Source organism: Allosphingosinicella sp., assembly GCF_036403745.1.
Lineage (GTDB): Bacteria > Pseudomonadota > Alphaproteobacteria > Sphingomonadales > Sphingomonadaceae > Allosphingosinicella.
In genome coordinates, this window is the sequence record NZ_DASWQI010000088.1 from 54,335 (window position 1) to 62,876 (window position 8,542).

Sequence of the window (8,542 nt, forward strand, 5' to 3'; positions counted from 1 at the left end):
ATGAGCCGCTTCAAACGCGGCCGGGGGCTTGGCTGCGTCAAATTTGTGCAGGTGCGAATGCATGGGTGGAAACCCGGCTCGATGCGGAGCGGGACCAGCTTCCCTTGTGGATCCCGGTGGGACTCGGGATCGGCATCGCCGCCTGGTTCATCCTGCCGGACGGGCGGAACTGGACGGCGTTCCTGCTGGCCGCTGCGGGGCTCGGATTGCTGCCCCTGGCGCTGGCGCCGGGCACCCGCTGGGCGCGGGCGGGGGCGCTGTTCGCGCTCGCGGCCCTGCTCGGCTGCGCGAACATCTGGTGGGAGGCGGAGCGGGTTGCGGCGCCGCGGCTGGCGAAGGAGCAGGCGGCGACCTTCTCCGCGGACGTCGAATCGGTCCAGGCGATCGCCGCCAACGACGCGGTGCGGCTGGTGCTGCGGCCGAGCGATTCGCCGAACCTGCCGCCGCGCCTCAGGGTCAACGTCCCGGTGGAGAAAGCGCCCAAGCTCGCGCCGGGTGCGCGGGTGCGGGTGCGGGCCTGGCTGATGCCGCCGGCGCCGCCTGCCGTTCCCGGCGCGTACGATTTCTCCCGCGCCGCTTACTTCCAGCAGATTGGCGCGACCGGGCGCGCGCTGGAGATCACGGTGCTGCCCGGCAAGGCGCAGGGCGGCTGGAGCGCCTTCGTCGCGCGGGCGCGGCAGGGTCTCGGCCAGCATATCCTCGCGCATCTGGGCGGTAGCGAAGGGGCAATCGCCGTGGCGCTGGCCAACGGCGATCAGGCGGGGATTCCGCAGGCGGACAATGACGCCATGCGCCGCTCAGGGCTGGCCCACCTGCTGTCCGTGAGCGGGCTGCATCTGACGGCACTGGTCGGGGCCGTGATGTTGCTGACGTTGAAGTTGCTCGCGCTGAGCCCATGGCTGGCGCTGCGCTTCCGCCTCATCCTCATCGCCGCCGGGGCGGGGGCGCTCGCGGGCATCGCCTATACCATCCTGACCGGCGCCGAGGTGCCGACAGTGCGCTCGTGCATTGCCTCGCTGCTCGTCCTCGGCGGCATTGCCTTGGGGCGGGAGGCGCTGACCCTGAGGATCGTCGCGACGGGGGCGCTGATCGTCCTCCTGCTGTGGCCGGACTCGCTGGTCGGGCCGAGCTTCCAGCTCAGTTTCGCCGCCATCACGGCCTTGGTCGCCTTCCACGACCATCCGAAGGTGCGCGCCTTCCTGGCGGCGCGCGACGAGACGCTGCCGCTCAAGGTGGGCCGGGCGATCACCGGCCTCGTCCTCACCGGACTGGCGGTCGAGCTCGCCCTCGCCCCCATCGGCCTCTATTATTTCCACAAGTCCGGCCTCTACGGCGCGGCGGCCAACATCGTCGCCATCCCGCTTACCACCTTCGTGATCATGCCCGCTGAGGCCCTGGCGTTGCTCCTCGACATGGTCGGGCTCGGGGCCCCCGCCTGGTGGGTGGCGGGGCAGGGGCTTCACCTCCTCCTCGTCATCGCCCGCAAGACCGCCGCCGCTCCCGGCGCGGTCGCGATGCTGCCGACCATCCCAGACGGCGCCTATGCGCTGATGCTCGCCGGCGGGCTGTGGGTGTGCCTGTGGCGGACGCGGTGGCGCTGGTGGGGCACCGTGCCGTTCGTCATGGGGGCGCTGTGGGCGCTGGTCACGCCGGCACCCGACCTGCTGTTCACGGGCGACGGCCGGCACATGGCCGTGATCAGCGCCGGCGGCGACATCGGCGTGCTGCGCGAGCGGGCCGGGGATTACGTGCGCTCCACCATGGCCGAATCCTCGGGCCTCGAAGGCTTCGTGCCGGACCTCGACGACGTCGAGGGCGCCGCCTGCAACGACGACGCCTGCGCCGTCACCCTGTGGAAAGGCGGGAGGCCCTGGCATATCCTCGGCACCCGCACCCGCGCGCGCTTCGACACCGCCTCGCTCACCGAAGCCTGCGCGGCGGCGGACATCGTCGTCTCGGACCGCCGCCTGCCAAACGCCTGCCGCCCCCGCTGGCTCAAGGCCGACGCGCCCTACCTCGCCCGCACCGGCGGCCTCGCCGTCACCCTTTCCAGTGCGCCGCGGATCGAGACGGTGGCGGCGCGGACCGGCGGGCACCCCTGGGCCGTGCCGCCGCTCCCGCCGCGGCCGCACCGGCGGCGCTACCGCAAACCTAGCCCCTGAGCTAGCGCCCGCGGGCAACGCACTGATCGAGCGCTTCGGCAGGTTGCCTTGGGCGAAGTCGGACCCTTACACGGGCGTGGAAATGCAGTAACAATTGCGACGGTGGAACGGCGGAGCATCTTGGTTTTGACGCTGCTTGCGGTCCTCGGTGTCGCCGGGGCAGTGATGGCCGGGATTTTGCCGTCTATTTTCCCGAACCGACACGTCGCTCTGGTGATCGCGTCCCTGGTGCTTGGAGTGGGCGTACTCGTGGGGGCAGCTTGCGTGTACTTCAGGGCACCAGTTCAAGAGACGTCTTCCGTGTCCCCCAGTCCAACCACAACGTTCAACATTGAGGGGGGTAGCGGAATCGTCCTAGACGCGAACGAATCCGGGGCCGATACCTTCGCGAATGTATCGAACGCAACGGGCCTATCTGCTCGGAACAACCGGCATGAGCCGCAGGGCAGAGGCTGAGGCTTACAGCTCAGGACGTTTGCCGAACCGGCCAAACACTCCTGACGGTAGCGTGTTCATCAACTGCGGAGCGTCGGGTAACGGGGGCAGCGCAATGCATATCGATGGCGTACGAAACGTTACGGTGGTCGGCTTCAACGCCGAGGACTCTTCGACTGCTGTATCGGCCAAAGATGCTCATGGCTTGACTGTGGTGGGGCTCAAGCACCACCGGTAGGGGATCTGCACCCGCCCTGGATGCACTCCCCCGCCCATCGCCTTCGCCGACAGGGGAACAAGCGAGCTTACCCCCTCAGCCCGCGGCCGCGCGTCCGGTTCTGGCGGTCTATGCCCATCAGGATGCCGAGGCAGAGCATCACCGTCAGCATCGCCGAGCCGCCGTAGGAGACGAGGGGGAGGGGGATGCCGACGACGGGGGCGAGGCCCATCACCATCATCAGGTTGATCGCGACGTAGAAGAAGATGGTGGTGATGAGCCCGGCGGCGGCGAGGCGGGAGAAGCGGTCCTTGGCTTCCAGCGCGACGCCGATCCCCCATTTGATCACGAACGCATAGGCGATGATGATGGCGAGGCCGCCGATCAGGCCCCATTCCTCCGCCATCGTCGCGAAGATGAAGTCGGTATGCCCCTCCGGGAGATATTGGAGGTGGCTCTGGGTGCCCTTGAGGAACCCCTTGCCGAAGATGCCGCCCGATCCGATCGCGATCTGCGACTGGGCGATGTGGTAGCCGGCGCCGCGCGGGTCGCTCTCCGGGTTCATGAAGATGAGGACGCGGTTGCGCTGATATTCATGGAGGAAGCTGAACGCGACCGGTCCCGCCACCGCGACGAAGGCGATGCCGCCGAGGAACAGCCGCAGGGGCAGGCCGGCCAGGAACATCATGACGATGCCGCCCATGACGACCATCATCGCCGTGCCGAGGTCGGGCTGGACGAGGATGAGCGCGGCGGGAACGCCGAGCATCGCCGCCGCGGGCCACACAGCGTTCCACTTCCTCAGCTCCGCCACGGGCAGGAGATCGAAGAAGCGGGCGAGGGCGAGGATGATGACCGGCTTCATCAGCTCGGACGGTTGCAGGTTCATGAAACCGAGGCTGAGCCAGCGCTGGGCGCCCTTGCCCACGAAGCCGAGCGCCTCGACGAGGACGAGGAGGAACAGCACGATTCCGTAGGCGGGAAAGGCGATATGCTTGATCCGGTCGGTGCGGACGCGCGAGATGGCGACGGCAAGGCCGAGGAAGATGCAGAAGCGCACGGCCTGCGGCAGCGCCCAGGGCATCAGCTTGCCGCCGGCGGCCGAATAGAGGACGACGAGCCCGAAGCCGGTGATGAAGGTCACGAGCGCGAGCATGCGCCACGGCAGGTCCGCGATCGCCGCCGGAACGAGGGCCTGGCTTCTCATATCGCCTTCGTCGGGGCTTTCCGCGGATTGGCGCCCTCGCCCTTGGCGGCGGCCTTGTCGGATTGCTTGGGCTCCGCCGGCTTGGCGGGCTTCTCCGGCGCGACCCATTTTTCGGCGCGGCGGGCCATGCGCTCGGTGATGGTGCCGCCCCATTGCTCCTCGAGCGCGGTCAGGGCCGCCATCGCCTTTTGCTTGTCGAACAAATAGGTGAGGACGTCGCGGCAGGCGGGGGCGGCGACCGAGGCGCCCCAGCCGCCATGCTCGACGATGACGGCGCAGGCGTAGCGCGGCTTGTCCGCAGGCGCGAAGCCGACGAACAGCGAGTGATCGCGCATCTTCCACCCGAGGCTCTCGTTCGAGCGGACGCCGCCCGAATTGCGCTCGGCCATCGAGATGCGGCGGACCTGGGCGGTGCCGGTCTTGCCGGCGAGGAGCACGCCGTCGACCGGCAGCTTGGCGATGCCGGCGGTGCCGGCGCGGTTGACGACGTCGCGCATCGCCTCGCGAACGAATTCGAGATGCTCGGGCGTGACCGGAAGCGCGGCGGGCTCGGGCATCGTCTTGGTGCGCAGGATGTGCGGGACGATCGCCTTGCCACTGGCAATGCGGCCGGCCATCACGGCGAGCTGCAGCGGGTTCACCAGCACGTTGCCCTGGCCGATCGACATGTTGATCGTGTCGTACATCTCCCACTTGCGGTGGTATTTCGTCTGCATCCAATTGGGATCGGGAACGGTGCCGAAGCGCTGGGTGGGGACGGGGAGGTCGAACTTCTCGCCGAAGCCCATGCGATGGGCCATCGAGCTGATCACCTCGGCGCCGGCTTGCAGGCTGGTGTGGTAGAAATAGATGTCGCAGCTCTTCTCGATCGCCTCGTGCATGGCGAGCGTGCCGTGATGCTTGTCGCAGTGGAAGATGGCGTTGCCGACGCGGTAGGCGCCGGTGCAGGTGACGGTCGCCTTGGGGTCGATGCCCTTTTCGAGGAAAGCCAGCGACATCAGCGGCTTGATGGTGGAGCCTGAAGGGTAGAGGCCCTGCATGACCTTGTTGATCATCGGGTGGCGCTCGTCGCCGGCCATCATGTCCCAGGTCTTGTGGCTGATGCCCGCGGAGAATTCGTTGGGATCGTAGGCCGGCATCGACGGCATGGCGAGGATCTCGCCGGTGTTGCAGTCGAGGACGACGATCGAGCCCGCTTCGTCCCCGAGGCGGCGCGCGGCGTAGCTGTGGAGGCCGATGTCGATGGTGAGCGGCAGCATGCCCCCCGGCTCGTCGGTGAGGGTCGAGAGCTCCTTGACCAATTTGCCGCGGGCGGTGATCTCGATCCGCTGCTGGCCAGGGGTGCCGCGGAGGCGATGCTCCATGGTCTTTTCAAGCTCGTCCTTGCCGATCTTGAAGCCCGGCGCGATCAGCAAGGGGTTCTTCTTCTCCGCCTCATAATCGTTCTTGTTGGGCGTGCCGACATAGCCGGTGAGGTGGGCGACGGCGGCGCCTTCCGGGTAGAAGCGGGAAAAGGAGCGCAGCGGCGAGACGCCGGGCAGCTCGGGCAGGCGGATGGCGACGGCGGCATATTTCTCGAAGGAGAGGTTTTCGGCGACCGGCACGGGCTGGTAGCCGGCGGCGTCCTGGAGCTGCTCCTTGATGCGCTGGACCTGGTCAGGACTGAGCTCGAGCAGCTCGGTGAGGATCCCGAGGATGCGATCCGGCTCCTTGAGGCGATCGGGGATCAAATCGACCCGGAAGTCCGAGCGGTTGATGGCGATCGGCTGGTTGTAGCGGTCGACGATCCAGCCCCGCCTGGGCGGCACCAGCCGCGCCTGAACCCGGTTCGATTCGGAGAGGAGCTTGTACTTCTCGTTCTGCTCGATCGAGAGATAGGCCATGCGCGCCCCGAGCGCGGTCGCCATCAGCCCCTGCGCCCCGCCCAGCACCAACGCGCGGCGGGTGAAGGTGAAGACCTGGCTGTTCTCCGTCAGGAGCGGTTTCTTGGGCCGTCTCATCGCGCCAGTCGCCATCGGTCGAGCCCTACGACGATAAGGGCTACCAAGGGGTAAGCGATGATCGACAGGACCAGTTGCGGCACGACGACGACGAGCGGCGCCTGGCTGCCCATCATGTGCGCCACGTACCAGGCGCCGGCGGTGTAGAGGGCGATCGCCACCGAGGCGAACAACCAGTCGGTCCAATAATCCCGCCACCCGACGCGGCTGTCGACGAAGTCGAAGACGAGGAAGGTCAGGGTCCACAGCGCCATCGACTGGCCGAGCGGGTGGCCGGCCATCAGATCGTCGAACAGGCCGAGCGGAAGGGCGATGTGCGCCTGCCACATTTCCGGCCGCAGCAGCCGCCAGGAGAGGAGGACGAGGAAGGCGATGTCGGGGACGATCGGCGTCGTCACCACGATGGGAAGCGCGTGGAGCAGCGAGGCGAACAGGGTCGACAGCATCGGCACGGTCTGGCGCCGGAAGCCGAGCATGGCGACGTCGCGCCGGGATCCGGCGATCCGGCTCATTGCTGGGCCGCCTCCAGCGCCGTCTGGGTCTGCGGCGACAGCGGCTTGTCGGCGAGCGGCTGGTAGATGGGGAGGACCATGGCGAAATCGATCCGCGCCGGATCGGCCAGCGGCTTCGCCACCGTGCGGTCCTTCTGGACCGCCGCCACCACCGCGACCGGCACGCCGGGCGGGAAGACGCCGCCGATCCCGGAGGTGACGAGGACGTCGCCGCGGCGGAACGGGTTCTTGCCGACTTCGAGGGTCTTGAGGTCGATCGTGCCGTCGCCGTGACCGACCGCAATGGCCGGCGTGCCGTCGCGCACCAGGCGGACAGGGACGCTGCTGGCGCCGTCGCTGACGAGGAGGACGCGGCTGGCGAAATGGCCGCTCTCGATGACCCGCCCGATCAGCCCTTCCGCCGCCCGCACCGGCTCGCCGACGCGAACGCCGGCGATGCTGCCCGCCGACAGGGTGGCGAGGCGGCGCACCGAGGCGAAGGAGGAGCCGACGATGCGGGTGACGGCGACGGTGCCGGGATTGTCCTGGTCGAGCTTGAGGAGCGCGCGCAGATGCTGGTTCTCACCCTCGATCACCCGCGCCTGGATGAGCCGCTGGCGCTCGGCGGCAAGCTGCCTGCGAAGCGCCGCATTCTGCGAGCCGGCCTGGAAATAGTCGCCGATCGAGCCGCCGAGGCCGCCGAAGAAGTTCACCACCCCGCGCCCGCCCGCCGTGAACGGCTTGGTCACGTCGAGGGAGGCGCCCTTCAGGGCCGCGAAGCCGGTGGGATCGATGACCGCGACGAGCAGGAGCAGGACGGCGAACATCACGCCGGCGACGGCGATGACGTAGCCGAAGAACAGACCATATTGCGCCCGCCTGGAAAAGCCGGGGCGCCGGGTGGAGGGCGGCGCCATCGCCGAGACCCTTCCTTTGCTCAGGCCGTCTGGAGGACGCCCCGGAAGATCTCCTCCTCGAGCGCGCGGCCGGTGCCGATGGCGACACAGGTGAGGGGATCGTCGGCGACCGTCACCGGAAGGCCCGTTTCATCGCGCAGCACCTCGTCCAGGCCCTGGAGCAGCGCCCCGCCGCCGGTCAGGACGATGCCCTGGTCGACGATGTCGGCGGCGAGCTCCGGCGCGGTGTTCTCCAGCGCGATGCGGACGCCCTCGACGATCGTGTTGACCGGCTCGGACAAAGCCTCGGCGATCTGGCGCTGGTTGATGGTGATTTCCTTGGGAACGCCGTTCACAAGGTCGCGGCCCTTGATGTGGACGGTGAGGCCGTCGCTGGGGCGGCCCTCGGCATCGGTCGGCGGCTTGGCGATGCCGACCTGCTTCTTGATCCGCTCGGCCGTCGCTTCGCCGATGAGGAGGTTATGGTTGCGGCGGACGTAGGAGGAGATCGCCTCGTCCATCTTGTCGCCGCCGACGCGGACCGACGTGGTGTAGGCGAGTCCCCGAAGGGAGAGCACGGCGACCTCGGTGGTGCCGCCGCCGATGTCGACGACCATCGATCCGATCGGCTCGGTGACCGGCATGTCGGCGCCGATCGCCGCGGCCATCGGCTCCTCGATCAGCCAGACCTGGCTGGCGCCGGCGTTGGACGCGGCGTCGCGGATGGCGCGGCGCTCGACCGAGGTGGAACCCGACGGCACGCAGATCACGATCTCGGGCCAGCGCGGGAAGCGGCGCTTGCCGTGGACCTTCTGGATGAAGTGCTTGATCATCTGCTCGGCGACGTCGATGTCGGCGATGACACCGTCGCGCAGCGGCCGGATCGCCTCGATCTGGTCGGGCGTCTTGCCCATCATCATCTTGGCGTCGTGCCCGACGGCCAGGATCTCACCGGTCGAGGCGTTGAGGGCCACGACGGACGGCTCGTCGAGGAGCACGCCCTTCCCGCGCACGTACACGAGGGTGTTGGCGGTGCCGAGGTCGACGGCCATGTCGCGGCCGATGAAACTGTTAGCCATCGTGTCGCCTTGTTGCAGGTGGGGAAGAAGTGACAACAGGCTACGAACGACGGGC

At 68.4% G+C, this 8,542-nt stretch carries 6 protein-coding genes; 1 reads left to right on the forward strand and 5 read right to left on the reverse strand.

The genetic code is table 11. The annotated features are described in order from the left end of the window. Positions 1-65 precede the first annotated feature (65 nt). On the forward strand, positions 66-2,162 hold the full coding sequence (locus VGC56_RS17165; protein ID WP_464126841.1) for a ComEC/Rec2 family competence protein: 2,097 nt from the start codon (positions 66-68) through the stop codon (positions 2,160-2,162). 740 nt (positions 2,163-2,902) lie between these two features. Here the strand turns inward: VGC56_RS17165 and rodA are convergent. The 5 genes from rodA to VGC56_RS17190 are packed head-to-tail and all read right to left on the reverse strand — an operon-like array spanning position 2,903 to position 8,487. Continuing rightward, the gene (gene rodA, locus VGC56_RS17170; protein ID WP_464126843.1) at positions 2,903-4,021 is read right to left on the reverse strand and encodes a rod shape-determining protein RodA; all 1,119 of its coding nucleotides are present in this window, start codon (positions 4,019-4,021) and stop codon (positions 2,903-2,905) included. Next, positions 4,018-6,021, reverse strand: a complete 2,004-nt coding sequence (gene mrdA, locus VGC56_RS17175; RefSeq protein WP_464126844.1) for a penicillin-binding protein 2 — start codon at positions 6,019-6,021, stop codon at positions 4,018-4,020. Before mrdA ends, rodA begins: the two co-directional genes overlap by 4 nt. Further along, positions 6,018-6,533, reverse strand: coding sequence for a rod shape-determining protein MreD (gene mreD / locus VGC56_RS17180; RefSeq protein WP_464126846.1), 516 nt, complete (start codon positions 6,531-6,533; stop codon positions 6,018-6,020). The genes mrdA and mreD overlap by 4 nt, the downstream gene beginning before the upstream one ends. Then, entirely contained in the window at positions 6,530-7,429 is a 900-nt protein-coding gene (gene mreC, locus VGC56_RS17185) for a rod shape-determining protein MreC (protein ID WP_464126848.1), read from the reverse strand. Before mreC ends, mreD begins: the two co-directional genes overlap by 4 nt. Positions 7,430-7,449: 20 nt before the next feature. Next, positions 7,450-8,487, reverse strand: a complete 1,038-nt coding sequence (locus VGC56_RS17190) for a rod shape-determining protein (protein WP_464126850.1) — start codon at positions 8,485-8,487, stop codon at positions 7,450-7,452. Positions 8,488-8,542: the final 55 nt, after the last annotated feature.